At 60.2% G+C, this 23,521-nt stretch carries 25 protein-coding genes and 4 tRNA genes; 8 read left to right on the forward strand and 21 right to left on the reverse strand.

The window, feature by feature from the left end; translation table 11 throughout:
- Positions 1 to 66: 66 nt before the first annotated feature.
- Positions 67 to 756 (reverse strand): energy-coupling factor ABC transporter permease, encoded by a 690-nt coding sequence (locus A7317_RS03405; RefSeq protein WP_024073381.1) that lies wholly within the window; start codon positions 754 to 756, stop codon positions 67 to 69.
- Positions 753 to 1,220 carry an FAD/FMN-containing dehydrogenase gene (locus tag A7317_RS03410; RefSeq protein WP_069075203.1) on the reverse strand — a complete coding sequence of 156 codons (468 nt, stop codon included), beginning with the start codon at positions 1,218 to 1,220 and terminating at the stop codon, positions 753 to 755. Before A7317_RS03410 ends, A7317_RS03405 begins: the two co-directional genes overlap by 4 nt.
- 100 nt (positions 1,221 to 1,320) lie before the next feature.
- Between A7317_RS03410 and A7317_RS03415 the strand changes: the two genes are divergently transcribed.
- The 3 genes from A7317_RS03415 to A7317_RS03425 all read left to right on the forward strand — a co-directional run bounded on the left by A7317_RS03415 (position 1,321) and on the right by A7317_RS03425 (position 3,572).
- Entirely contained in the window at positions 1,321 to 1,950 is a 630-nt protein-coding gene (locus tag A7317_RS03415) for a DUF1780 domain-containing protein (protein ID WP_017845475.1), read from the forward strand.
- Between the two features lie 89 nt (positions 1,951 to 2,039).
- Complete coding sequence (locus A7317_RS03420; RefSeq protein ID WP_024073379.1) at positions 2,040 to 2,213, forward strand: DUF3094 family protein; 174 nt, start codon at positions 2,040 to 2,042, stop codon at positions 2,211 to 2,213.
- Positions 2,214 to 2,273: 60 nt separating this feature from the next.
- Positions 2,274 to 3,572: an NAD(P)/FAD-dependent oxidoreductase gene (locus tag A7317_RS03425; protein ID WP_017845476.1), complete on the forward strand. Its 1,299-nt coding sequence runs from the start codon at positions 2,274 to 2,276 to the stop codon at positions 3,570 to 3,572.
- A 193-nt stretch (positions 3,573 to 3,765) separates the two neighbouring features.
- On the opposite strand, the gene A7317_RS03430 is transcribed toward A7317_RS03425, so the two are convergent.
- The 7 genes from A7317_RS03430 to rluD form a co-directional block, all read right to left on the reverse strand.
- A tRNA-Pro gene (locus A7317_RS03430) sits at positions 3,766 to 3,842 on the reverse strand.
- 93 nt (positions 3,843 to 3,935) lie between these two features.
- A tRNA-Lys gene (locus A7317_RS03435) sits at positions 3,936 to 4,011 on the reverse strand.
- Positions 4,012 to 4,016: 5 nt separating this feature from the next.
- Positions 4,017 to 4,093, reverse strand: a tRNA-Pro gene (locus tag A7317_RS03440).
- 10 nt (positions 4,094 to 4,103) lie between these two features.
- Positions 4,104 to 4,179 (reverse strand) — tRNA-Asn (locus A7317_RS03445).
- A gap of 303 nt (positions 4,180 to 4,482) precedes the next feature.
- On the reverse strand, positions 4,483 to 7,047 hold the full coding sequence (clpB, locus tag A7317_RS03450) for an ATP-dependent chaperone ClpB (RefSeq protein WP_024073343.1): 2,565 nt from the start codon (positions 7,045 to 7,047) through the stop codon (positions 4,483 to 4,485).
- A 154-nt stretch (positions 7,048 to 7,201) separates the two neighbouring features.
- On the reverse strand, positions 7,202 to 7,927 hold the full coding sequence (pgeF, locus tag A7317_RS03455) for a peptidoglycan editing factor PgeF (protein ID WP_069075204.1): 726 nt from the start codon (positions 7,925 to 7,927) through the stop codon (positions 7,202 to 7,204).
- The gene (rluD, locus tag A7317_RS03460) at positions 7,924 to 8,886 is read right to left on the reverse strand and encodes a 23S rRNA pseudouridine(1911/1915/1917) synthase RluD (protein ID WP_024073341.1); all 963 of its coding nucleotides are present in this window, start codon (positions 8,884 to 8,886) and stop codon (positions 7,924 to 7,926) included. Before rluD ends, pgeF begins: the two co-directional genes overlap by 4 nt.
- 149 nt (positions 8,887 to 9,035) lie before the next feature.
- On the opposite strand from rluD, the gene A7317_RS03465 reads away from it, so the two are divergent.
- Together A7317_RS03465 and A7317_RS29795 are read left to right on the forward strand one after the other, a co-directional pair.
- Positions 9,036 to 10,061 carry an outer membrane protein assembly factor BamD gene (locus tag A7317_RS03465; protein WP_024073340.1) on the forward strand — a complete coding sequence of 342 codons (1,026 nt, stop codon included), beginning with the start codon at positions 9,036 to 9,038 and terminating at the stop codon, positions 10,059 to 10,061.
- A 127-nt stretch (positions 10,062 to 10,188) separates the two neighbouring features.
- Positions 10,189 to 10,422 (forward strand): PP0621 family protein, encoded by a 234-nt coding sequence (locus A7317_RS29795; RefSeq protein WP_024073339.1) that lies wholly within the window; start codon positions 10,189 to 10,191, stop codon positions 10,420 to 10,422.
- Here A7317_RS29795 and thiO read toward each other — a convergent pair.
- The 5 genes from thiO to pilV are packed head-to-tail and all read right to left on the reverse strand — an operon-like array spanning position 10,409 to position 13,715.
- A complete protein-coding gene (thiO, locus tag A7317_RS03475; RefSeq protein ID WP_069077363.1) occupies positions 10,409 to 11,518 on the reverse strand; it encodes a glycine oxidase ThiO in 1,110 nt (369 codons plus the stop codon). The genes A7317_RS29795 and thiO overlap by 14 nt on opposite strands.
- 56 nt (positions 11,519 to 11,574) lie before the next feature.
- Positions 11,575 to 11,976, reverse strand: a complete 402-nt coding sequence (locus A7317_RS03480) for a type IV pilin protein (protein WP_069075205.1) — start codon at positions 11,974 to 11,976, stop codon at positions 11,575 to 11,577.
- Between the two features lie 11 nt (positions 11,977 to 11,987).
- Positions 11,988 to 12,518, reverse strand: a complete 531-nt coding sequence (locus tag A7317_RS03485) for a pilus assembly PilX family protein (RefSeq protein WP_069077364.1) — start codon at positions 12,516 to 12,518, stop codon at positions 11,988 to 11,990.
- 7 nt (positions 12,519 to 12,525) lie between these two features.
- The gene (locus tag A7317_RS03490) at positions 12,526 to 13,233 is read right to left on the reverse strand and encodes a PilW family protein (RefSeq protein WP_024073335.1); all 708 of its coding nucleotides are present in this window, start codon (positions 13,231 to 13,233) and stop codon (positions 12,526 to 12,528) included.
- Entirely contained in the window at positions 13,230 to 13,715 is a 486-nt protein-coding gene (pilV, locus tag A7317_RS03495) for a type IV pilus modification protein PilV (RefSeq protein ID WP_041160836.1), read from the reverse strand. Before pilV ends, A7317_RS03490 begins: the two co-directional genes overlap by 4 nt.
- Positions 13,716 to 13,919: 204 nt before the next feature.
- On the opposite strand from pilV, the gene A7317_RS03500 reads away from it, so the two are divergent.
- The gene (locus A7317_RS03500) at positions 13,920 to 14,501 is read left to right on the forward strand and encodes a GspH/FimT family pseudopilin (RefSeq protein WP_069075206.1); all 582 of its coding nucleotides are present in this window, start codon (positions 13,920 to 13,922) and stop codon (positions 14,499 to 14,501) included.
- Here the strand turns inward: A7317_RS03500 and ispH are convergent.
- The 6 genes from ispH to murJ all read right to left on the reverse strand — a co-directional run bounded on the left by ispH (position 14,455) and on the right by murJ (position 21,989).
- The gene (gene ispH / locus A7317_RS03505) at positions 14,455 to 15,402 is read right to left on the reverse strand and encodes a 4-hydroxy-3-methylbut-2-enyl diphosphate reductase (RefSeq protein WP_024073332.1); all 948 of its coding nucleotides are present in this window, start codon (positions 15,400 to 15,402) and stop codon (positions 14,455 to 14,457) included. The two genes, A7317_RS03500 and ispH, sit on opposite strands and share 47 nt — an antisense overlap.
- 194 nt (positions 15,403 to 15,596) lie before the next feature.
- Positions 15,597 to 16,034, reverse strand: a complete 438-nt coding sequence (gene fkpB, locus A7317_RS03510; RefSeq protein ID WP_172831370.1) for an FKBP-type peptidyl-prolyl cis-trans isomerase — start codon at positions 16,032 to 16,034, stop codon at positions 15,597 to 15,599.
- Positions 16,035 to 16,041: 7 nt separating this feature from the next.
- Positions 16,042 to 16,554, reverse strand: a complete 513-nt coding sequence (gene lspA, locus A7317_RS03515; protein ID WP_069075207.1) for a signal peptidase II — start codon at positions 16,552 to 16,554, stop codon at positions 16,042 to 16,044.
- The gene (gene ileS / locus A7317_RS03520) at positions 16,547 to 19,378 is read right to left on the reverse strand and encodes an isoleucine--tRNA ligase (RefSeq protein ID WP_024073329.1); all 2,832 of its coding nucleotides are present in this window, start codon (positions 19,376 to 19,378) and stop codon (positions 16,547 to 16,549) included. The genes lspA and ileS overlap by 8 nt, the downstream gene beginning before the upstream one ends.
- A 14-nt stretch (positions 19,379 to 19,392) precedes the next feature.
- The gene (gene ribF, locus A7317_RS03525; protein ID WP_024073328.1) at positions 19,393 to 20,331 is read right to left on the reverse strand and encodes a bifunctional riboflavin kinase/FAD synthetase; all 939 of its coding nucleotides are present in this window, start codon (positions 20,329 to 20,331) and stop codon (positions 19,393 to 19,395) included.
- Positions 20,332 to 20,450: 119 nt separating this feature from the next.
- Positions 20,451 to 21,989: a murein biosynthesis integral membrane protein MurJ gene (gene murJ, locus A7317_RS03530; RefSeq protein ID WP_069075208.1), complete on the reverse strand. Its 1,539-nt coding sequence runs from the start codon at positions 21,987 to 21,989 to the stop codon at positions 20,451 to 20,453.
- A 253-nt stretch (positions 21,990 to 22,242) separates the two neighbouring features.
- On the opposite strand from murJ, the gene rpsT reads away from it, so the two are divergent.
- Positions 22,243 to 22,521 carry a 30S ribosomal protein S20 gene (gene rpsT / locus A7317_RS03535; RefSeq protein ID WP_016976313.1) on the forward strand — a complete coding sequence of 93 codons (279 nt, stop codon included), beginning with the start codon at positions 22,243 to 22,245 and terminating at the stop codon, positions 22,519 to 22,521.
- 205 nt (positions 22,522 to 22,726) lie between these two features.
- Here rpsT and A7317_RS03540 read toward each other — a convergent pair whose 3' ends face one another.
- On the reverse strand, positions 22,727 to 23,212 hold the full coding sequence (locus A7317_RS03540) for an FKBP-type peptidyl-prolyl cis-trans isomerase (protein WP_012722137.1): 486 nt from the start codon (positions 23,210 to 23,212) through the stop codon (positions 22,727 to 22,729).
- On the opposite strand from A7317_RS03540, the gene A7317_RS03545 reads away from it, so the two are divergent.
- Positions 23,211 to 23,501, forward strand: a complete 291-nt coding sequence (locus A7317_RS03545) for a DUF3565 domain-containing protein (RefSeq protein WP_024073326.1) — start codon at positions 23,211 to 23,213, stop codon at positions 23,499 to 23,501. The two genes, A7317_RS03540 and A7317_RS03545, sit on opposite strands and share 2 nt — an antisense overlap.
- The last annotated feature ends 20 nt before the right edge of the window (positions 23,502 to 23,521 follow it).

Here is a 23,521-nt window from a genome sequence, read left to right on the forward strand (position 1 = left end):
CCCGCCTTGCTCAGGAAAAGTTTCGCAAAGCATGGGCCTGCCCCGCTGCGAGCGATTTGACCTGGGTCAAGTCTGCGAATCGTCGTCCTTCCAGGGTGCCGAGAGGTAGCGGGTGCGATTGAATGTCTCCAGCCATTCCGGGCAAAACACCACCAGCGCGCTGATCACCATGCCGTTGATAAAGGCTTCTGGAAAGATGATCAGCCACAGGTAACCGACAAAATCCTCCAGCCATTCCGGCATTGCAAAACGCCCGTCGAACCACAACAACCCCAGCCCCACCAGCAGGCAGAGCAAGGCTGACAGCGCAGCGGCAAAAAAACCGGAACAGAAGATATACACGAAGGGATTGCGTGGCTGCGCTCGTTCCACCAGCAACGCGCAGGCTTCGGTGACCAGCACGGGCAGCACGACCAGCAGCAGGCCGTTGATGCCTACCGCCGCCAGGTCCTGGCGCCCCAACAGCATCAAGCCCAACTGGGCGGCAAACCCGCCGACAATTGCCAACGGCCAATCGAGCAACAGAGTAACGGCGGTCATGCCGATAAAGTGGTAGGAGACGCCGGTGTCGAAATCCCGCCGCACCAGCCATAACATGAACAGCGCGAACACCGTGCCAAACAGCAAATGCTGGCGCCGCCGATCGGCGAACAGCTCGACCCACGGCGAGCGCAGGATCGCCCATAGCAGCACAGGCGCATACAGCAACCAGCCAATGCCGAGGGTAGCCGGCGCCAGCACTGCCGCACTGATCACGGCTTGACCTGTTCCAGGGCTTGGCGCAGTTCCGCGGCCGAGCTGTACTCGTGTTGAGCAATCAACTTGCCGTTATCCAGTTGCAGCCAGAGCACTTTATCCGCGGGCGCGGGATAGCGCGGAGCAATACGGGCGTCCCGGTCGAGCATCACCCGATAGTTGTAGGCTTGCATCGCCGGCACTGCGAACAACTTGGCGACCAGCCGAGGCATGCGCTGGATGTCTGCGACAAACACCGCGTGGCGCGCCTCGAGATAACCTTTGGGCTGGCCTTGCAAAGCCGCGTCCACCTGCTTGGCGGCGTCCATGCTGCGGGCGACCAACAGGATCTGCGCCTGGTCATCCAGGGTGTAGGCCTGATCGAACTGATCCAACAGGGTCCAGGGCGCCACGCGCTCGCCCACCTCAACGGCCTGGGCCCAGACAGGCAACAGACTCAGCAACAGCACGGCAAAAAACTTCACTGCACACCTCATGCTAGGGAGAACGGACAAGTGGCCAGTCTACACCGAGCTTTTGCGGCGGGACTTCCTGCCGTCATCATTTGGACGCTAAGCTGCATGCATGGATGACTCAGATTATTTGCGCCTGCTCACCGTAGCGGCCGAACAAGCCAACGCGTTCCTGTCCAATGCCCGCAAATGGGAGCGTGAGCGTTGGGTCTGCCAACGCCTGCTGCAAGGCTTGAATGTGCCGTACCGCGCCGAAGAGTTTCACGCCGCCGGGCAGGAACCACCGGACGTACTGTTTCGCGACGCCAGTTTCGAGGTGTTCTTCGTACTGGATGAGGGGCGGCGCCTGAACGACGAATGGCGCGATGAACTGTTGCGTCGGCGCAGTGCGTTCTCCCTAAGCCAACTGGTTCGGCGCGAAGCCAAGCCGCGACGAATTCCGGCCCATGAGTTCCTGTTGCGCCTGGCGCCGACCCTGCGCAAAAAAGCGCACAACTACAAAGAGCGCGGGATGGACCTGGGCGAGTTGGATATCGTCGCGTTTGCCAGCCTCAAGCGCGAAGTCCTGGACCTCAACAGTCACTTCCCGCCGCCCACCGAGTACCTGCGCCAGGGCTGGCGCTCGCTGTCACTGGTGGGGCCGACGTTTGCACGGGTGCTGTTCGCCCACCCGGACGCGCCGGATTTCTTGCGCAACAACCTGGGCCGCAGCATAGTGTTCGACGTGGGCATCAGCCTGTGACACGGGCACAGGCTACGCTTATAGCGTTTGCGCCCACCCACCGACTGTAACGTGGCGCCCTTCTGCAACGTCTACCTGACGAGGCCTTTATGACCAGCCGCCTGAACCCCGATGACCAACAGCATGTCGAAGAGTACCTGCAACTCTCCCAGAACCAAGTCGAGCGCAAGCCTTTCCGGCCATGGCTGCTCCTTGTGGTGGTGCTGGTGGCGGTGATTGGGCTCGGCCTGCTGAGCCGCCTTTTGAGTTACCTGACGCTATGAGCTGCCTGGCGCTCGCGGGGGTAACTGCTCCGATTTCTTTTAGCCTTGCGAGATATCCCCATGACCCATCGTATTATTATCGTCGGCGGCGGCGCCGGCGGCCTGGAGTTGGCTACCCGCCTGGGTAAGACTCTGGGAAAACGCGGCACCGCCAGCATCACGCTGGTGGATACCAACCTGACCCATATCTGGAAGCCCTTGCTGCATGAAGTGGCCGCCGGCTCGCTGAACTCTTCGGAAGACGAACTCAACTACGTCGCCCAGGCCAAATGGAACCACTTCGAGTTCCAACTGGGGCGCATGAGCGGGCTCGACCGTGAACAGAAGAAAATCCAGCTGGCGGCGACCCTCGATGAAGAAGGCCGCGAACTGGTGCCTGCGCGCGTGCTGGGCTATGACAGCCTGGTGATCGCGGTCGGCAGCACCACGAATGACTTCGGCACCGAAGGCGCAGCGCAACACTGTCTGTTCCTCGACACGCGCAAACAGGCGGAACGCTTCCATCAGCAACTGCTCAACCACTACCTGCGCGCCCATGCCGGGCAAACCGACGTGGTGGAAAAGATCAGCGTCGCCATCGTCGGTGCGGGAGCAACCGGTGTCGAACTGGCGGCCGAACTGCATAACGCCGCCCACGAACTGGCGGCTTATGGCCTGGATCGCATCAAACCCGAAAACATGCATATCACCTTGATCGAAGCCGGCCCACGGGTGCTGCCCGCCCTGCCGGAGCGGATTGGCGGGCCGGTGCATAAGACCCTGGAGAAGCTTGGCGTGACGGTGCTGACCAACTCGGCGGTCAGCGAAGTGACGGCCGACGCGCTGATCACCAGCAGCGGCCAAGTGATTCCGGCCAGCCTGAAAGTGTGGGCCGCCGGCATCCGCGCGCCAGCCTTCCTCAAGGACATCGACGGCCTGGAAACCAACCGCATCAATCAACTGCAGGTACTGCCGACGCTGCAAACCACCCGCGATGAAAACATCTTCGCCTTCGGTGACTGCGCCGCCTGCCCGCAACCCGGCACCGACCGCAACGTGCCGCCACGCGCCCAGGCCGCGCACCAGCAGGCTTCATTGCTGGCCAAATCGTTGAAGCTGCGGATCGAAGGCAAGGACCTGCCATCGTACAAGTACACCGACTACGGCTCGTTGATCTCGCTGTCGCGCTTCTCGGCGGTGGGTAACCTGATGGGCAACCTGACAGGCAGCGTGATGCTCGAAGGCTGGCTGGCGCGGATGTTCTATGTGTCGCTGTACCGCATGCACCAGATGGCACTGTATGGCGTCTTCCGCACGGCGATGCTGATGCTGGGCAGCAGGATCGGGCGCGGGACCGAGCCGCGACTCAAGCTTCACTGACAACACGGTCCCTGATGGGGCTCGGCTAATGGGGGCGGGGGCTTGCGCCCGATGACGGTGAGTCGGCTGAGTAATGAGTGACTGACACACTGCTATCGGGAGCAAGCCCCCTCCCATATTCGCTTTGTGTTGGATTTGAGAAAATTCCAGGCAAAAAAAATCCCCGTATCTTTCGATACGAGGATTTTTAATATGGTCGGGGTAAGGGGATTCGAACTCCTGACATCCTGCTCCCAAAGCAGGCGCGCTACCGGACTGCGCTATACCCCGGTAAAAAAAGGCGACCTTTCAGTCGCCTTTCACGACCAGGGCTTTTGACCTCTGATCTTAAGATCTGATTCCAGCGTTAACTGGTCTCAAAAATGGTGGGTCGTGTGGGATTCGAACCTACGACCAATTGGTTAAAAGCCAACTGCTCTACCAACTGAGCTAACGACCCAAAAATGGTCGGGGTAAGGGGATTCGAACTCCTGACATCCTGCTCCCAAAGCAGGCGCGCTACCGGACTGCGCTATACCCCGGTTTTGAAATTGGCTCCGTGACCAGGACTCGAACCTGGGACCCAATGATTAACAGTCATTTGCTCTACCGACTGAGCTATCACGGAACTACACATTTCAAATTTACAACTTTTACTGCGATACAACCTTCTCTTCGATCCGTCCGTATCGCTACGTTCGTGTCTCTGAGGCGCGCTATTCTACAATCTTAAAAACCCCTGTCAACCCTTTAAATTGCTTTTAAGACAATGATTTGCGCTTCTTTCTGATTTCTCCTTGGGGAGAAGAAACCCGTGGGCTGACGTTGCTGCGGGGCGCACTTTACAAGCCTTTGCCTTACAGTTCAACGCCCTAACGAAAAAAAAGGCCCCGCAATGCGGGGCCTCCTCTTATCGCCATACAGGCAAGGCTCAGTGGAAGACGATTTCGTCGTTTTCCACGGTCGCCGTGACGCTGGTCCCTGGCATGAAGCTGCCCGACAGGATCAATTGCGCCAGTGGGTTCTCGATCCAGCGCTGGATCGCACGTTTCAATGGCCGTGCGCCATACACCGGGTCGTAACCGACCGCGATCAACTTGTCCAACGCCTCGCGGCTCAGCTCCAGCGACAACTCGCGCTCGGCCAGGCGGCTGCGCAGGCGCCCCAGCTGGATCTCGGTGATACCCGCAATCTGATCCCGCGCCAAAGGCTCGAAGATCACCACTTCGTCGACCCGGTTGATGAATTCCGGGCGGAAGTGCGAGGTCAAGGCATCCATCACCGCAGCGCGTTGGGCTTCGCGATCACCCACCAGTTCCTGGATCTGTACCGACCCCAGGTTGGAGGTCATCACGATCACCGTATTACGGAAATCCACGGTACGCCCGTGGCTGTCCGTCAGGCGGCCATCTTCCAACACTTGCAGCAGGATGTTGAACACATCCGGGTGGGCCTTCTCGACCTCATCCAGCAGGATCACCGAGTAAGGCTTGCGCCGCACTGCTTCGGTCAGGTAACCGCCCTCTTCGTAGCCTACATAGCCTGGTGGAGCCCCAATCAGGCGAGCCACGGAGTGTTTCTCCATGAACTCGGACATATCGATGCGCACCATGGCCTCTTCGGTATCGAAAAGGAACTCGGCCAGGGCTTTGCACAGCTCAGTCTTACCCACACCGGTCGGGCCGAGGAACATGAACGAGCCACTCGGACGGTTCGGGTCGGACAAGCCAGCCCGGGAACGTCGTACCGCGTTGGACACCGCCACCACCGCCTCTTCCTGACCGATGACGCGCTGGTGCAACAGGCTTTCCATCTTCATCAGCTTGTCGCGCTCGCCTTCGAGCATTTTCGACACAGGGATACCGGTCCACTTCGAGACGACTTCGGCAATTTCTTCCTCGGTCACCTTGCTGCGCAGCAACTGGTTTTCGCTCTTGCCGTGCTGGTCGACCATTTGCAGGCTGCGCTCCAGGTCGGGGATCACCCCGTACTGCAACTCCGCCATGCGGTTCAGGTCGCCCTTGCGGCGTGCCGCTTCCAGCTCCTGGCGCGACTGCTCGATTTTTTGCTGGATCTGCGCAGACCCCTGCACTTCGGCTTTTTCCGAGGTCCAGATTTCTTCGAGGTCCGAATACTCACGTTCCAGACGCTGGATTTCTTCTTGGAGTTTTTCCAGGCGTTTCTTCGCGGCCTCGTCTTCTTCCTTTTTCAGGGCCTGGGATTCGACCTTCAGTTGAATCAGGCGCCGATCCAGACGATCGAGTACTTCCGGCTTGGAGTCGATCTCCATGCGAATGCGGCTGGCCGCTTCGTCGATCAAGTCGATGGCTTTGTCCGGCAACTGACGGTCGGTGATATAGCGATGACTCAATTTGGCCGCCGCAATGATCGCGCCGTCGGTAATCGCTACCTTGTGGTGGACCTCATAGCGTTCTTTCAGGCCACGCAGGATCGCGATGGTGTCTTCTTCGCTCGGCTCTTCCACCAGCACTTTCTGGAAGCGACGCTCAAGGGCCGCATCTTTCTCAATGTACTGGCGATACTCGTTAAGCGTGGTCGCACCGACGCAATGCAGCTCACCCCGGGCCAACGCGGGCTTGAGCATATTGCCAGCGTCCATGGAGCCTTCGCCTTTACCGGCGCCGACCATGGTGTGCAACTCGTCGATGAACAGAATGATCTGCCCTTCCTGCTTCGACAGCTCGTTCAGCAGGGATTTGAGGCGCTCTTCGAACTCGCCACGGAACTTGGCACCGGCAATCAACGACCCCATGTCCAGGGACAGCAGGCGCTTGCCCTTCAGGCCGTCTGGCACTTCACCATTGATGATGCGCTGGGCCAGGCCTTCGGCAATCGCGGTCTTACCCACGCCAGGCTCACCGATCAGCACCGGGTTGTTCTTGGTGCGGCGCTGCAGAACCTGGATGGTGCGACGAATTTCGTCGTCACGGCCAATCACCGGATCCAGCTTGCCCTCTTCGGCACGCTTGGTCAGGTCGACGGTGTACTTGTCCAGTGCCTGGCGCGACTCCTCATGGTTGGGGTCGTTCACCGCGTCGCCACCGCGCAGGTTGTTGATGGCGTTTTCCAGGGCTTTCTTGCTCACGCCCTGGCCCAGCAACAACTTGCCGAGCTTGCTGTTCTCGTCCATCGCGGCGAGCAACACCAGCTCGCTGGAGATGAACTGGTCACCTTTCTGCTGCGCCAGGCGGTCAGCCTGGTTGAGCAGGCGTGCCAAGTCCTGCGACATATTCACGTCGCCGGTAGGATTTTGGATTTTCGGCAGTTGGTCGAGCTCTTTGCTCAACTCCTTGCGCAGGCTGTTGACGTCAAAGCCCACTTGCATCAGCAGCGGCTTGATAGAACCACCTTGCTGTTCCAGAAGCGCCTGCATCAAGTGCGCAGGCTCAATCGCCGGATGGTCGAGACCGACCGCCAAGGATTGGGAGTCCGATAAGGCCAACTGCAATTTGCTGGTTAAACGATCAATACGCATTAGTCACCTTCCTTTTGAGCAGGCCGGAGCTATGTATGAGCGAGCATGCTCGCGAGTAACACATCCTGAATGAAGAAACCTGCCAGATAGCCTTATAGATGTGGCCGATTCTGGGAGATTCAAGCTATGGCCAATTGACGCAGATCAGAAGAGTCTAGCGCTCCAGCCAAATAAGGGAGGCAAATCGACCGGTGCGCGGATTGCGCCGGTAGGAAAAGAAGCGGGGATCGGTCACGGTGCAGAAATCGCCACCGTAGATGGCAGTGACACCGCGTGCGGCAAGGCGCAAACGGGCCAATTGGTAGATATCGGCCATGAACTTGCCAGGGTTGCGGCTCGGCACAAATGCTTCGGCGGTACCCGGTAGCTGTTGCATGAAGGCTTCGCGCACTTCCGGGCCAACCTCAAAGGCTTGCGGGCCAATCGCGGGGCCCAGCCACACCAGGATATCGGCAGGCTCGGTTTCCAGGCTTTCGACAGCCGCCTCCAGGATGCCCGCCGCCAAGCCACGCCAGCCGGCATGGGCAGCGGCGACGCGGGTACCGGCACGGTTGCAGAACAGCGCGGGCAGACAATCGGCCGTCATGGACGTACAGGCGATACCCGGGGTACTGGTCCAACTGCCATCAGCTTCGGCAATACGGCTCGGGTCAGCCTCGACCACCACCACCCCGTGGACCTGACGCAGCCAGGCCGGCTGGATATGAAAGGCTTCAGTCAGGCGACGACGGTTTTCGAGCACCGCCTCAGGGCTGTCCTCGACATGATCGCCCAGGTTGAGGCTGTCGAACGGCGCCAGGCTGACGCCGCCCGCACGGGTGGTGACGCAGGCCTTGACCTGAGCCGGCGCGGGCCAGTCAGGAATCAGCCAGTCACTCATCCGATAAACGCCTCGCGATCCTGCTTGAGCAGCGACAACAGCCACACCAGATCGTCTGGAAGAGGCGATTCCCAGCTCATCCGCTTACCGCTCGTCGGATGATCCAGTTCCAGGAAGCGTGCATGCAGCGCCTGGCGCGGGAATGACTTGAGCGACTCAACCATGGTGGCACTGGCCGCTGGCGGAATGCGGAAGCGACCACCGTAGGCCGGATCGCCGACCAACGGGAAGTTGATGTGGGCCATGTGCACACGAATCTGGTGGGTACGGCCGGTTTCCAGCTTGACCCGCACATGGGTGTGGGAGCGGAAACGCTCCAGCACACGGTAGTGGCTCACGGCCTGCTTGCCACCCTCCATCACCGCCATGCGCTGGCGCTGCTGGCCGTGACGGCCAATGGGTGCGTTGATCTTGCCACCCGCCACCACGACGCCGATCACGATGCATTCGTAGATGCGGCTGACGCTGCGGCTCTGCAACTGTGTAACCAGTTGCGTTTGCGCCTGAATGGTCTTGGCCACTACCATCAAGCCGGTGGTGTCCTTGTCCAGGCGGTGCACGATGCCACAGCGCGGGACGTTGATGATGTCCGGCACGTGGTGCAACAGGGCATTGAGCAAGGTGCCATCAGCGTGCCCAGCCGCCGGGTGAACCACCAGGCCTGCGGGTTTGTTGATGACCAGGATGTCGTCGTCTTCATAGACGATGTCCAGCTCGATGTCCTGGGCGACCCATTCTCCCTGGGCTTCCTGCTCGGCAGTCAGCTCAAGAATCGCACCACCATGCACTATGTCTCGCGGGCGGATAACCGCTCCATCCACAGTCAGGCGGCCGTCTTTGATCCAGGCGGAAAGGCGCGAGCGCGAGTGCTCAGCGAATAATTGTGCGGCGACTTGATCGAGGCGTTGGCCGCCCAATTCGGACGGCACCTCTGCGCGAAGTTCAATTTTATCGGACATGCTCAGACTAGGCGTGGCACAGCCTTTGGTTTCGGCTGCGCGCTTGTGGTTAAATACGGCGTCTTTTGCCCCGAGGCTTTCAACGGGGCGCTCATCATAACAGGACGGCCCCGCCCAAGACAGCGGCCGTCATAGGGACGCAAGCCGCCATGCAAGTGAAACACCTGCTGCTGATCGCCATCCTCGCCATGACTGCTGCTTGCTCGTCAACAAAGGAAGTCGTCGACGAAAACCTGAGCGAAGTCGAGCTGTATCAATTAGCTCAAAAAGACTTGGACAATAATAGCTACACCAGCGCCACAGCGAAGCTGAAGGCCCTGGAGTCGCGCTATCCGTTCGGACGCTACGCCGACCAGGCCCAGCTCGAGCTGATCTACGCCAACTACAAGAACGCCGAGCCGGAAGCCGCCAAGTCCGCCGCCGAGCGTTTTATCCGCCTGCACCCCCAGCACCCGAACGTCGACTACGCCTACTACATGAAGGGCCTGACCTCGTTCGACCAGGACGTTGGCCTGCTGGCGCGCTTCCTGCCGCTGGACATGACCAAGCGTGACCCTGGCGCTGCCCGCGACTCCTACAACGAGTTCGCCCAGTTGACCAGCCGCTACCCTAACAGCCGCTACGCGCCGGACGCCAAGCAGCGCATGATCTACCTGCGCAACCTGCTGGCTTCCTACGAAATCCACGTTGCCCACTACTACCTGACCCGTCAGGCCTATGTTGCCGCCGCCAACCGTGGTCGCTATGTAGTGGAGAACTTCCAGGAAACCCCTTCGGTGGGTGATGGCCTGGCAGTGATGACCGAGGCTTACCAGCGCCTGCACCTGGACGCCCTGGCGGCCACCAGCCTGGAAACCCTGAAGCTCAACTACCCGGACCACCCAAGCCTGAAAGACGGCCAGTTCGTGCCTCAAGTGGCCGAAGCAGACAACCGTTCGTGGCTGAGCAAGTACACCTTGGGCCTGATCGAGTCCCGTCCACCGCTGCCGCCGGGCGAAACCCGCGCCAACCAGGACGTGATGAAGCAGTTCCAGGACGCCAAGGAAGCGATTCCTTCGGACCTCAAGCCGCATGACGAAAATGGTGATGTGATCGAAGAAGAAACGCCACAAGCCTTGGGCAACAACCAGGATCGTTCGTGGTTCAGCTACATGACCTTCGGCGTGTTCGACTGACCGTTCGACACGACGCAAAAAGGGAGCCCTTGGTGGCTCCCTTTTTTATGGGCGCGTATTTATTACGCTGTGCGCCCGCCACGTCCTTGGCTAAACTGCCACATTCCTTGTCGAGAAACTGCCCATCATGCTTCGTCTACTGTTCTGGATTGCCGTCATTGCTGCCGCGGTATGGTTCTGGCGCAAATTCAAAAGCCCCGCAGCCAGACAGCAACGGGCCGGCGAACCCGATGCAGCCTTGATGGTGCGTTGCGCTCACTGCGGCGTGCACTTGCCAAAGGATCGCGCGTTGAGCACCGGACAGATGTGGTACTGCACCCAGGCGCATCTGGAGCAAGGCCCCAAGTCTATCCAGCGTTGATCCGACCTGCTGGGGAGTAAGGCGCTGGGTCAATGATCGGCGTGCGCTTAAGCAGCAAGTCGGCAAACAACTGACAGGACGCCGGCGCCAACACCAGGCCATTGCGGTAATGCCCGCAATTGAGCCACAGCCCCTTGAAGCCTGGTACTTCGCCGATGTAGGGAATCCCTTCCGGCGAACCAGGCCGCAAACCCGCCCAATGGCCTACCACTTCAGCCTCCGCCAGGGCTGGAATCAGCTCTACGGCAGAGGCCTTCAGGCTTTCCAACGCCGACTCGGTTGGGGTTTTATCGAAACCTTCATGCTCCAGGGTGCTGCCTATCAGGATATGCCCGTCACGCCGAGGAATCGCATAACGCCCCTTGGCCAGCACCATGCGCGATAAAAAGTCAGGCGCGCACTTGTACAAAATCATCTGGCCCTTAACCGGCTCCACAGGCAGCGACAGGCCCAGCTTGCCGAGCAACTCCCCGCTCCAGGCGCCGGCCGCAAGCACGACCTGCTCACCGAAAATCGGCCCTGCGGCCGTGTTCACGCCCACTACATTGTCGCCTTCCAGCACAAACCCTTCGACTTCGCACTGCTCGTGTATCGTCACCCCAGGCAACGCCGACAATGCGGCCCTGAGCGATTTGATCAAGCGCGGGTTACGCACATTGGCCACGTTCGCCATGTAGATCGCCTGGGAGTAGCCGCCACCCAGCACCGGGACCGCATCATGGGCAGCCGACACATCCACCTTGCTCAATGGCCGCCCCTCACGCGCGGCCCAGGCCAAGGCTTCGGCTTCATCTTCCAAGTCCAACCAGTACAGCCCCGTGGTGTGAACCTGCGGGTCGACCCCGGTATCAGCAAACAAGCGCTCAGCCAGCTGTGGATAAAAATCCTGGGACCAATGGGCCAACGCCGTGACCGCCGGGCTGTAGCGCCACGGATACAACGGCGAAACAATACCGCCGCCCGCCCAGGAAGATTCATGCCCAAGCCCCGCTCGCTCCAACAGGACGACCGCCCGCCCCTGGGTGGCCAGGTTGAACGCCGTCAACAAGCCGATTACTCCACCACCGACAATCACCACTTGCTGCTTAGCCATCATTTGATCCAGCCGATAAAAAGGGAAAAGCGCGCCCGGCGCCCAATCGAACACTCTCATCATTGCCCCCAGCACGTCGTACGCGACATGTCAGGTGCTGCGCCCGGATTACTGCGCACGCCGGTACTGGTCAGGCTGAATTCGCCGCAACGATCACCCGCCATGACTGAGTCGACGACCGGCGTGGCTAGCAGGCTGAACGCCTGAGGGTTCAATGCCACGCTGATTCTATAGCGATCATTGCCGGCACTGATGCCGTTTGCGTCAATAAAAATGCCGTTCCTCGTGTAATAGCGTTCCAGATGCTGGGCCTGTTCAGTCAACAGCGCGACAATTTCCGCGCGATAAACCTTTTGGACATGGCCGGTATACCCGGGGTAGGCGATACCAGCCAGCAACGCGATGATCGCCACCGCGATCAACAACTCAATCAGGGTAAAACCTCGGCTATCCATGCCCATGACACCATTCCTCAGTAAAGTTGCCGCCACAACACTCGCTGAAACCGCGACCCATTGCCTTCGTCGACCCGCGCATACACCACCTCCAGCACAGTGCGTGATTGACCGCTGAGCCCTACGGCCGTGACCCGATACAGCATTGCCGGGGTTTCGGGCGGCAGATGAACCAGCCCCACAGCTGGGCCGAGGGATTGAATAGCGTAAAGGCCACCCGTCATGGCAACCCAGGTCACTGCGGACACGGGATGAAGCCCAGCACCAGTTACCGAAGACACCTCGCCTGGCGGTGCACAGGTCACGAGTGACGTGCATGTTGGCCACGCACCACCTGCCCGCCGCAGGGCTGTCTCCCCCAGCCGAAGGCCGCTTTCAGCACTTTGCAGCGACTGATTGCGATGCCAGAAGCTGCCGGCGATCTTCTGCTGGGACACGGCCCCCTGCATCGAAGACAAGCCGACCAGGGATAACAACAGCAGGAATACCAGGCTGATCAACAGCACCATGCCCGCCTGGCGAAGATCGACACGCTTATCAAGCCCCATGAGCGCCCTACCCCAACCGGTTACGCAGTGCGGCAACGACGCTCCAGGTTTGAGCCTTCACGCGCTCCGTCGGGTCGTGCAGCGTGAGGAGAATGCGGACACTGAGGATCAATGAAGCATCGAGCGGGCTGGACTCATACCGCACCACGCGTGTCGAACCCGGTCGGTCCGCCATGCCAAAACTGATATCGAACGCCTGCACGCCATCCACCAGCACCGCCTTGGCCGGGGATGCTGGCGTACTGACTTTCATCTGGCCCGACTCAAAGGTGTAGGTGACCTGGCGTATGCCAAACCGAATCTGCCCCGGTGCAGCGGGCGGTGGCGTGCCCGAATAGGCCTGGGCGGAACCGGAGCAGTCGGACAACACCGTCCAGTCCGGCTTCCCGCTGCCTTCACCAATATCCGCCGTAACCAGCGTCAGGGACCTTGAGCTGCCCGCCCCTGCCCAACTGATCGGCCGCTCAAAGGCCTGCGGCGCATTCTCGATAAAGCCCGCATCCAGGCAACCAAACATGCCCGCCAGGCGAATGTCCTGAATCAATTTGCCGAGCGCAAATCGCGCATCGTCTTGCATCAGCATGGCTGACTGCTGAGTGGCCTGGGTCGATCGAGCGCTGATTGCGACCTGGCTGACGCCAAGTACCAGCATCAACCCGACCGCCAATGCCAACAACAACTCCAGCAGGCTGAACCCACGTACCGCGCGGTTCATGGCCCCACCTGCGGCTCGCTGGCGATGCGACTGGTCAGGGTGAAGGTTTCCCTCGCGCCACCGCTGTTTGCGCCACGGCCATCGTCCCAACTGATGCTGACGATCACCTCATTGCCGCGCATGACCACCGAACCTTGGCCGCTCTCACCAGCAAAACCGACGATATTGGCTTCGAAGTCGTGCAAGTCCAAGTCACGCACACTCGCCCCGGCAGTGACGGAAGGGGCACGTTCGGCCAGCCCCCACGAATAGTCGGCGCCCGAGTTGGCGCGAAGACGGTCGAGCATGTCGTAGGCGATAAAGCTGGCCTGGCTGGTCATTCGCGCGCTGTCGGTGTACTTGAGCGCGTTGAGCTGGACCACCGCAGCGCCGAGCAGGCCAACGGCGAGTATCAACACCGCCACCAACACCTCGATCAGCGTCATGCCAGTTTGGTGCTCGGGTGCAGCAGGGGTTAGAAAAACGTCAGGGCAAGCAAGCATTACCGTCGTCATCCATGTCGAAGGCCGGGGAAAGCAGGAAAAACCTGCTGTGCGGCCAAAGACTAGCGGCGGTTTTTCGACCGTGCTGCTCCCGGAACATAGGGAAATACTTTGGACATAAAAGCCATCATTCAACGCCCCCTTCAGGGCGCTATACCTAAGCCTGCCATCTGATTATCTACCGCGTCCAAGGAGGGACGGCATATGACACAACGCGGCTTTACCCTGATCGAGCTGCTACTCGGGCTGATCATAAGTGGCGTCCTGGCTCACCTGGCCGTGCCAAGTTTCAAGGGGTTGCTTGAGTCACAGAAGCGGCACAGCGCAGCGCAATCCTTGGCCGGCGGCATGCGCTACGCCCGCACCGAAGCCATCGCACGCAACCGAGCGGTGATCATTCATGCGATGGACGACGACTGGAGTCGAGGGTGGCGGGTGATCGTGGACGTGAGCGGGCGCGGGCACCTGGACAACAAAAACCCCGTATTACTGGAGCGCCAGGACAGTGGACGCGTACCGATCGTGGGCAACGGGCCCGTCAAGCACCAAGTACGCTTCAGCGGGTTGGGCGAGCCTGTGTTTGCAGGCGGGGGATTCCGTGCCGGCACCGTCCATGTGTGTGCGACGGATCAGGCACAGAGCCTGTTCCAGGTGGTACTGGCGCCCAGCGGACGCATCAGCCTGCGCAGCGATAAAACCGAGCAGGCCTTGTGCCGGGGCTACGCCGCCACCCTGGGACTCAGAGCAGCGAGCGAACCCGCAGCTCCTTGGGCATGGAGAAAGTGATGTTCTCTTCACGTCCGGCCAGCTCATCGGCACCCGTGGCACCCCAGGCCTGCAACTGCTGGATCACACCACGCACCAGGACTTCCGGCGCCGAAGCCCCCGCCGTGATGCCGATCCGCTCGACACCGTCGAACCAACTGCGCTGCATGTCTTCGGCACCATCGATCAGGTACGCCGGGGTCGCCATCCGCTCGGCCAGCTCACGCAGCCGATTGGAGTTGGAGCTGTTGGGGCTGCCAACGACCAACACCACGTCGCACTCATCAGCCAATTGCTTGACCGCATCCTGGCGGTTTTGCGTGGCGTAGCAGATGTCATCCTTGCGTGGACCGCCAATCGCCGGGAAACGTGTGCGCAGGGCATCGATCACGCGACTGGTGTCGTCCATGGACAAGGTGGTCTGGGTCACGAAGGCCAAGCGTTCAGGGTTATGCACCTGCAAGCTGGCGACGTCCTTTTCGTCCTCCACCAGGTAGATCGCACCACCATTGCTGCCGTCGTATTGGCCCATGGTGCCTTCGACTTCCGGATGGCCAGCATGGCCGATCAGGATGCACTCACGGCCGTCGCGGCTGTAGCGCGCAACTTCGATGTGAACCTTGGTCACCAGCGGGCAGGTGGCATCGAAGACTTTCAGGCCACGCCCGGCAGCTTCAGTACGCACCGCCTGGGAGACCCCGTGGGCGCTGAAGATGACGATGACGTCGTCCGGCACCTGGTCCAGCTCTTCGACAAAGATCGCGCCGCGAGCGCGCAGGTCTTCGACCACGAATTTGTTGTGGACCACTTCATGGCGTACGTAAATCGGCGGTCCGAAGACTTCCAGGGCGCGATTGACGATTTCGATCGCCCGGTCCACGCCAGCGCAGAAGCCACGGGGGTTGGCGAGTTTGATTTGCATGCGGTGCCTCGTGTCTTGCGGCTATTTTGGGTCAGGCGTGACGCTGACCCAAACGACAATGAAGATCATAGGTGGGAGGGGGCTTGCCCCCGATGGCGGTGGGTCAGTAGACAAACCTTTGACTGAACCACCGCTATCGGGGGCAAGCCCCCCTCCCACACAAGCCCACTCCACACATGATTGTGTGTCGTTGATCAGATTGCTTTAACGTCGATGATTTCAACGTCGAACGTCAAGGTTTTACCGGCCAACGGGTGATTGAAGTCGATGGTTACCTGCGCATCATCGAAAGCCTTGACCACACCAGGCAACTCGGTGTTCGCCGCATCGTTGAAGATCACCAGCAGGCCTTCCGACAGCTCCATATCCTGGAACTGCGAACGCGGGATGATCTGCACGTTTTGCGGGTTTGGCTGGCCAAAGGCGTTTTCCGGCAGGATCTGCAGGTTGCGCTTGTCGCCGGCCTTGAAACCGAACAGGGCCGCTTCGAAACCCGGCAGCAGGTTGCCATCACCCACCTTGAAGGTCGCCGGGGCTTTGTCGAACGTGCTGTCGACCGTGTCGCCATTCTCCAGGCGCAGTGCGAAATGCAAAGTGACTTCCGTGTTCTGGCCGATACGTTGTTCAGCCAATACCTGATCAGTCATTGACGGTCTCTCCGGTTTTCTTACTCTTGAACATATCCAGCGCCAGCATGATTGCACCGACGGTGATGGCGCTGTCGGCAAAGTTGAACGCCGGGAAGTACCAGCGGTTCTGCCAGTGCACCAGAATGAAGTCGATCACATGGCCCAGGGCAATGCGGTCGTACAAGTTGCCCAGCGCGCCGCCCAGCACCAGGGCCAAGGCGATCGCCAGCCAGGTGTCATCGCGGCCCAGGCGCTTGAGCCAGACCACCAGCACCGCACTGACCACCACGGCAATCAGGGCGAACAGCCAGCGCTGCCAGCCACCGCTGTCAGCGAGGAAACTGAAGGCGGCGCCGGTGTTGTAGGCCAGGGTCCAGCTGAAGTAATCCGGAATTACCACGACCTGCTGGAACATCTCCAGGGAACCCTCGAAATGAGCCTTGCTGACCTGGTCGATGACCAGCACCAGCACGCTCAGTACGAGCCAGCCCAGGCGTCCGAAACGATCCGCTGCATCAGGCATAGTGGCGAACCTCGCCAGCACCGCTGATGTTGTCGACGCAACGACCGCAGATTTCCGGATGCTCGGGGTTTACGCCAACGTCTTCACGACAGTGCCAGCAACGGGCGCACTTAGGGAACGCCGACTTGACCACTTTGAGCTTGAGGCCCGGTACTTCGGTGGCCACGGCATCCGCTGGAGCCTGGGCAAAGGGTGCCAGGCTGGCAGTGGACGTGATCAACACGAAGCGCAGTTCGTTGCTCAGCTTGGCCAGGTCGGCGGTCAGGCTTTCCTCGGCAAACAGGGTGACTTCGGCCTGCAGGTTGCCACCGACGGCCTTGGCCGCACGCTGGACTTCCAGTTCCTTGTTCACCGCGACCTTCACGGCCATCACGCCTTCCCAGTACTCGCGACCCAGCTCGAAGTCGGCCGGCAGTTCGGTCAGGCCTTCATACCAGGTGTTGAGCATCACGGACTCGTTACGCTCGCCCGGCAGGTACTCCCACAGTTCGTCGGCGGTGAAGGCCAGGATCGGTGCGATCCAGCGCACCAGCGCTTCGCTGATGTGGTACAGCGCGGTCTGCGCCGAACGGCGCGCCTTGCTGTTGGCGCCGGTGGTGTACTGGCGGTCCTTGATGATATCGAGGTAGAAACCACCCAGTTCCTGCACGCAGAAATTGTGGATCTTCGAGTACACGTTCCAGAAGCGGTATTCGCCGTAGTGCTCCTGCAACTCTCGCTGCAGCAACAGTGTACGGTCCACGGCCCAACGGTCCAGGGCGAGCATGTCCTCGGCCGGCAGGATGTCGGTGGCCGGGTTGAAACCGGTCAGGTTCGACAGCATGAAGCGTGCGGTATTGCGGATACGACGGTAGGCATCGGCGCTGCGGGCCAGGATCTGGTCCGACACGGCGATCTCGCCCGAGTAATCGGTCGAGGCTACCCACAGACGCATGATGTCGGCACCCAAGGTGTCGTTGATCTTTTTCGGTTCGATCACGTTCTTCAGCGACTTGGACATCTTGCGGCCCGTCTCGTCGACGGTGAAACCGTGGGTCAGCAGTTCGCGGTACGGGGCGTGGTCGTCGATGGCGCAACCCGTCAGCAACGAGGAGTGGAACCAGCCACGGTGCTGGTCCGAGCCTTCCAGGTAGAGGTCCGCACGTGGGCCGTTCTCGTGGCCCATCGGGTGCGAGCCGCGCAATACGTGCCAGTGGGTAGTACCGGAGTCGAACCACACGTCGAGGGTGTCGCTGATCTTGTCGTACAGCGGCGCTTCGTCACCCAGCAGCTCGGCGGCATCCAGCTTGAACCAGGCTTCGATGCCTTCCTGTTCAACGCGTTGAGCCACGGTTTCCATCAGTTCGACAGTGCGAGGGTGCAGTTCGCCGCTTTCCTTGTTCAGGAAGAACGGGATCGGCACACCCCAGTTGCGCTGGCGGGAGATGCACCAGTCTGGACGATTGGCGATCATCGAGTGCAGGCGCGCCTGGCCCCAGGCCGGGACGAACTTGGTGTCTTCGATGGCTTTGAGCGAGCGCACACGCAGGGTGTCGCCGCTGGCGGGCTCTTTGTCCATGCCGATGAACCACTGCGCGGTGGCGCGGTAGATCAGCGGGGTCTTGTGGCGCCAGCAGTGCATATAGCTGTGTTGGATAGTCGCGGTTTGCATGAGTGCGCCGACTTCGCGCAGCTTGTCGATGATCGCCTGGTCGGCCTTGAAGATGAACTGGCCACCGAAGAACTCCAGCGAAGGCGCATATACGCCGTTGCTTTGCACCGGGTTGATGATGTCATCGTTCACCAGGCCGTACTTCTTGCAGATGACGAAGTCGTCCACGCCATAGGCAGGCGAGCAGTGAACCACGCCGGTACCGGAACCCAGCTCGACGTAGTCAGCCAGGTACACCGGCGACAGGCGGTCGTAGAACGGATGACGGAAGTTGATCAGTTCCAGCGCAGAGCCGGTCGTGGTAGCAATCACCGAGCCTTGCAGCTCGTAGCGGGCCAGGCAGGCCTCGACCATTTCTTCAGCCAGCACCAGCAGGCGATCACCAACGTCCACCAGGGCGTAGGTGAACTCCGGGTGCACGTTCAGCGCCTGGTTGGCCGGAATGGTCCACGGGGTGGTGGTCCAGATCACGATGGCGGCAGGCTTGGCCAGGCTCGACAGGCCGAAGGCCTCGGCGAGCTTGACGTCGTCGGCAACCGGGAAGGCCACGTCGATGGTCGAGGACTTCTTGTCTTCGTACTCGACTTCCGCTTCAGCCAGGGCCGAACCGCAGTCAAAGCACCAGTTCACGGGCTTGAGACCCTTGAACACGAAACCGCCCTTGACGATTTCGGCCAAGGCGCGGATTTCACCGGCCTCGTTCTTGAAGTTCATGGTCTTGTACGGGTTGTCCCAATCGCCCAGCACGCCCAGGCGGATGAATTCGGACTTCTGCCCTTCGATCTGCTCGGTGGCGTAGGCGCGGCACAGCTCGCGGGTCTTGTCGGCGCCCAGGTTCTTGCCGTAGGTCACTTCGACTTTGTGTTCGATCGGCAGGCCATGGCAGTCCCAACCCGGAACATAAGGCGCGTCGAAACCCGAAAGGGTTTTCGAACGGATGATCATGTCCTTGAGAATCTTGTTCAGCGCATGACCGATGTGAATCGTGCCGTTGGCGTAAGGAGGGCCGTCGTGCAGAACGAATTTCGGACGATCCTTGCCAATTTCGCGCAACTTTCCGTACAGGCCAATACTGTCCCAGCGCTGCAGGATCTGCGGTTCGCGCTGTGGCAGGCCGGCCTTCATTGGGAAGGCGGTGTCCGGAAGGTTTAGCGTGGCTTTATAGTCGGTCATTTAAGGCTCTTCGGTTAGCGATGGGCGCTAGGTGCGGCTAGTGCACGGGCGGCGGCGACATCCGCATTGATCGCCGTTTTCAACGCCTCCAGGGAGGCGAAACGCTGCTCTTCACGCAGCTTCTGGTGGAAAACCACCGTCAAACGCCGGTCATACAGATCACCGGCAAAATCCAAAAGGTGAACTTCCAGGTGGGCCTTGCCATCACCTGCAACCGTGGGCCTGACACCTATATTGGCGACTCCCGGCCACGATTGGCCGTCGATATCGACGCTCACCAGGTAAACCCCGGTCAGCGGCACACGACGGCGCTTGAGTTGCACGTTGGCAGTTGGCGTACCCAGTTGGCGCGCCAGCTTCTGGCCGTGCAATACCCGCCCGGCAATACGGAACGGGCGACCGAGCAGACGCTCGGCCAAGGCGAAGTCGGCAGCGGCCAGGGCATTACGCACCTGGGTGCTGCTCACGCGCAGGCCGTCCAGTTCGACGGTTTGCGCGGCTTCGACGGTAAACCCCTGGGTGACACCGGCGTGTTGCAGGAAATCGAAATCGCCGACCCGGTCACAACCGAAACGGAAGTCGTCGCCGACCTCCAAATGCTGTACGCCCAGGCCATCGACCAGGATACGGTCGACAAACTCAGCGGCGCTGAGGCTCTGCAAACGCTGGTTGAAGGCCAGGCAGAGGACGCGGTCCACACCTTCGTCGGCCAGCAGTTGCAGCTTGTCCCGAAGGCGGGCCAGACGGGCCGGTGCCGTTTCCGGGGTAAAGTATTCCCGCGGCTGCGGCTCAAAAATCACCACGCAGCTGGGCACGCCCAACTCGACTGCACGCTCGCGCAGCCTTGCCAGGATAGCCTGGTGGCCACGGTGAACACCGTCAAAGTTGCCAATAGTGGCGACGCAGCCCCGATGCTGGGGGCGCAGGTTGTGGAGACCTCGAACCAGCTGCATAACGCGCTTCTTGCTCATAAAGTGGTCGATTATAACCACACCCGGCCCCGGATCACAGGCAACAGCGCAGGCCAAATGGGTCGAATCGATAAAACAATCGTTTTATCACGGCAAAGTCTCTATCCCAGCGACTTGCGATTGAAATCCCGCAGGCGGAAGCCCTGCAGCAGCAACATCCCGAAGTACACCACCACACCGGCGACGACAAGTACGCCAAGGCGCATGAAGCGCTCCAACATATGGCCTTGATCCCAGGCGGGCATGATGTGCATCAGCCCGAGCAGCACGGCCGACATCATCGCCACCGCTACCAGCAACTTGAGCGCAAACATCCCCCAGCCCGGCTGCGGTTGGAACATCTGCTGCTTACGCAGTTGATAAAACAGCAGGCCCGCATTGATACAGGCACCGGCGCTGATCGCCAAGGCAAGACCGGCGTGGGCCAGCGGGCCGATGAATACCAGGTTGAGCAGTTGCGTGACGATCAGCGTGAAGATTGCAATCTTCACCGGCGTGCGGATGTTTTGCTGGGCGTAGAAACCCGGCGCCAGCACTTTGATCACGATAATGCCGAGCAGGCCGACGGAGTAGGCAATCAACGCATGCTGGGTCATCAGGGCGTCGTGTGCATCGAATTGCCCGTACTGGAACAGCGACACCGTCAGCGGCTCAGCCAGGATTCCCAGCGCCAGGGAGCACGGCAACACCAGGACGAAACACAGGCGCAGCCCCCAGTCGAGAATGCGCGAGTACTCCTGGCGATCCTTGCTGGCGTAGGTACGCGCCAGGGTCGGCAGCAAAATCGTGCCCAGGGCAACGCCAAGCACGCCGGACGGCAGTTCCATCAGACGATCGGCGTAGTACATCCACGACACCGAGCCGGAGACCAGCAGCGAGGCAAACGCGGTGTTGATGATCAGGGAAATCTGACTGACCGACACACCGAGGATCGCCGGCAACATGTTGCGCATTACGCGCCAGACGCCTGTGTCCTTGAGGTTCAGGCGCGGCAGGACGAGCATGCCGATCTTTTTCAGGTGCGGCAGTTGGTACAGCAATTGCGCCAGCCCGCCTGCCAGGACCGCCCAGCCCAGGGCCATGACCGGCGGATCGAAGTACGGCGTAAGGAACAGCGCGAAGATAATCATGCTGACGTTCAGCAGGGTCGGCACGAAGGCCGGCACCGAGAAACGATTCCAGGTATTGAGGATCGCCCCGGCCAGGGAGGATAGGGAGATCAGCAATATATAAGGAAAGGTCACGCGCAACAGATCAGTGGTCAGCGCGAATTTTTCTGGGGTGTTGGCAAAACCGGGCGCCGTCGCCCAGATCACCCAGGGGGCGGCGAGCATGCCGGCGATGGTCACCAGCATCAATACCAGGGTGAGCAGGCCCGAGACGTAGGCAATAAAGGTACGGGTCGCCTCTTCGCCCTGCTGGGTCTTGTATTCAGCCAGGATCGGCACGAACGCCTGGGAAAATGCGCCCTCGGCGAAGATTCGCCGCAGCAGGTTGGGCAGCTTAAACGCTATAAAGAAGGCATCCGTGGCCATGCTGGCGCCAAAAATGCGCGCCAGCAGGGTGTCACGCACAAACCCCAAAACCCGGGAGATCATCGTGATAGAGCTGACGGCGGCCAACGATTTGAGCAGATTCATTGAAAGAGTTTGCGCCTATAGATAAAGAGCAGGCGAACTAAGCGCCTACATATGCGATACTGCGCGCCTGCAACAGCACAGAGCCAAAGCTCGCGAGTTTACAGGTCAAGCGCCGGAAATAAATCACCCGCCTCTTCAGATCGACCACTCAGCAGTTCGCATCAGCCGCCCTTGACAACCCATCAAGTCATCGGCATGATTCGCGGCCTATTTTGTTTGCTATTTCCTAAAAAGTCTTTCGAGGAGCTCGACGGTGGCCAACACACCTTCCGCCAAAAAACGTGCAAAACAGGCTGAGAAGCGTCGCAGCCACAACGCCAGCCTGCGTTCCATGGTTCGTACCTACATCAAGAATGTAGTTAAAGCCATCGACACCAAAGACGCTGAAAAAGCCCAAGCTGCTTACGTTCTGGCAGTGCCGGTTATCGACCGTATGGCCGATAAAGGCATCATCCACAAGAACAAGGCCGCTCGTCATAAGAGCCGCCTGAATGGCCACATCAAGGCTCTGAGCGTTGCTGCAGCAGCCTAAGTGGTAAGAACTGCCACGTAACCCCGGTTGCGTAACAGTTAAGAAATGCCCCGTACCGAAAGGTCCGGGGCATTTTTGTTTGTGCCTGAAAAGTCCTGGCCGTGATCTGTGGCAAGCCCGCTAGCCAAAAAAACGGGGAATTCTGGGCAAAAAAACGCCCCGAACCAGTCGGGGCATTTTTGCTACCACCTGATCAGTGCATCAATCAGTGGTGGTGACCGCCTTCACCGTGGACGTGGCCGTGAGCCACTTCTTCCTGGGAAGCGTCGCGGATGGCGACGATCTTCACTTGGAAGTTCAGGCGCTGGCCTGCCAGGGGGTGGTTGCCGTCGACAGTCACATCGTCGCCGTCCAGATCACGGATGGTGACGATCTGCATTTGGCCGTCCGGCGCGGAAGCGTGGAACTGCATGCCCACTTCCAACTCGTCGACGCCTTCGAACATGCTGCGGCTCAGGGTGCTGACCAGTTCGGCGGAGTATTCGCCGTAGGCATCTTCAGGCTCTACGGCCACGGTCAGTTCATCACCAACCTGTTTGCCTTCCAGCGCCTTTTCCAGGCCCGGGATGATATTACCTGCGCCTTGCAGGTAGACCAGCGGCGCGCCGCCGGCTGAGCTGTCGATGACCTCACCAGCGTCGTTGGTCAGGGTATAGTCGATGGAGACAGCCTTGTTAGCGGCGATCGTCATGGGGCGAGACCTTTTGCATAAGAATGAAGAACGGACAAGTCTAAACAAGGATTTGCCCGAAAGCGAACAGAACCCGGACGGACGGGACCGATCAACGGCCTCGTTCATCACCGGATTCCACCAGGACGACGACCTGCACTGGGTTGCCGAGCTGTCCTGTGGACACACCCAGCACCTGCGCCACCAGCCGCCCTGGCAGTCTCGTGTCTGGGTGCTGGAGCCCACGCAACGCCTTGAAAAAATAGGCCAGCCCTTTGCCTGCGGCTGGTGTGCGCAGGAGCGCGAATAACGATAACCTTGGCGCCTGAT

The sequence above is a fragment of the Pseudomonas fluorescens genome (assembly GCF_001708445.1).
Taxonomy (GTDB): Bacteria; Pseudomonadota; Gammaproteobacteria; order Pseudomonadales; family Pseudomonadaceae; genus Aquipseudomonas; species Aquipseudomonas gorinensis.

What these genes read in the sequence shown, in the direction of transcription:
- A7317_RS03415 (WP_017845475.1), top strand. Translation starts at nt 1,321, where the DNA reads ATGGATGACTCAGATTATTTGCGCCTGCTCACCGTAGCGGCCGAACAA.
- A7317_RS03420 (WP_024073379.1), top strand. Translation starts at nt 2,040, where the DNA reads ATGACCAGCCGCCTGAACCCCGATGACCAACAGCATGTCGAAGAGTAC.
- A7317_RS03425 (WP_017845476.1), top strand. Translation starts at nt 2,274, where the DNA reads ATGACCCATCGTATTATTATCGTCGGCGGCGGCGCCGGCGGCCTGGAG.
- clpB (WP_024073343.1), bottom strand. Translation starts at nt 7,047, where the DNA reads ATGCGTATTGATCGTTTAACCAGCAAATTGCAGTTGGCCTTATCGGAC.
- pgeF (WP_069075204.1), bottom strand. Translation starts at nt 7,927, where the DNA reads ATGAGTGACTGGCTGATTCCTGACTGGCCCGCGCCGGCTCAGGTCAAG.
- rluD (WP_024073341.1), bottom strand. Translation starts at nt 8,886, where the DNA reads ATGTCCGATAAAATTGAACTTCGCGCAGAGGTGCCGTCCGAATTGGGC.
- A7317_RS03465 (WP_024073340.1), top strand. Translation starts at nt 9,036, where the DNA reads ATGCAAGTGAAACACCTGCTGCTGATCGCCATCCTCGCCATGACTGCT.
- A7317_RS29795 (WP_024073339.1), top strand. Translation starts at nt 10,189, where the DNA reads ATGCTTCGTCTACTGTTCTGGATTGCCGTCATTGCTGCCGCGGTATGG.
- thiO (WP_069077363.1), bottom strand. Translation starts at nt 11,518, where the DNA reads ATGATGGCTAAGCAGCAAGTGGTGATTGTCGGTGGTGGAGTAATCGGC.
- A7317_RS03480 (WP_069075205.1), bottom strand. Translation starts at nt 11,976, where the DNA reads ATGGGCATGGATAGCCGAGGTTTTACCCTGATTGAGTTGTTGATCGCG.
- A7317_RS03485 (WP_069077364.1), bottom strand. Translation starts at nt 12,518, where the DNA reads ATGGGGCTTGATAAGCGTGTCGATCTTCGCCAGGCGGGCATGGTGCTG.
- A7317_RS03490 (WP_024073335.1), bottom strand. Translation starts at nt 13,233, where the DNA reads ATGAACCGCGCGGTACGTGGGTTCAGCCTGCTGGAGTTGTTGTTGGCA.
- pilV (WP_041160836.1), bottom strand. Translation starts at nt 13,715, where the DNA reads ATGCTTGCTTGCCCTGACGTTTTTCTAACCCCTGCTGCACCCGAGCAC.
- A7317_RS03500 (WP_069075206.1), top strand. Translation starts at nt 13,920, where the DNA reads ATGACACAACGCGGCTTTACCCTGATCGAGCTGCTACTCGGGCTGATC.
- ispH (WP_024073332.1), bottom strand. Translation starts at nt 15,402, where the DNA reads ATGCAAATCAAACTCGCCAACCCCCGTGGCTTCTGCGCTGGCGTGGAC.
- lspA (WP_069075207.1), bottom strand. Translation starts at nt 16,554, where the DNA reads ATGCCTGATGCAGCGGATCGTTTCGGACGCCTGGGCTGGCTCGTACTG.
- ileS (WP_024073329.1), bottom strand. Translation starts at nt 19,378, where the DNA reads ATGACCGACTATAAAGCCACGCTAAACCTTCCGGACACCGCCTTCCCA.
- ribF (WP_024073328.1), bottom strand. Translation starts at nt 20,331, where the DNA reads ATGCAGCTGGTTCGAGGTCTCCACAACCTGCGCCCCCAGCATCGGGGC.
- murJ (WP_069075208.1), bottom strand. Translation starts at nt 21,989, where the DNA reads ATGAATCTGCTCAAATCGTTGGCCGCCGTCAGCTCTATCACGATGATC.
- A7317_RS03545 (WP_024073326.1), top strand. Translation starts at nt 23,211, where the DNA reads ATGGGGCGAGACCTTTTGCATAAGAATGAAGAACGGACAAGTCTAAAC.
- A7317_RS03540 (WP_012722137.1), bottom strand. Translation starts at nt 23,212, where the DNA reads ATGACGATCGCCGCTAACAAGGCTGTCTCCATCGACTATACCCTGACC.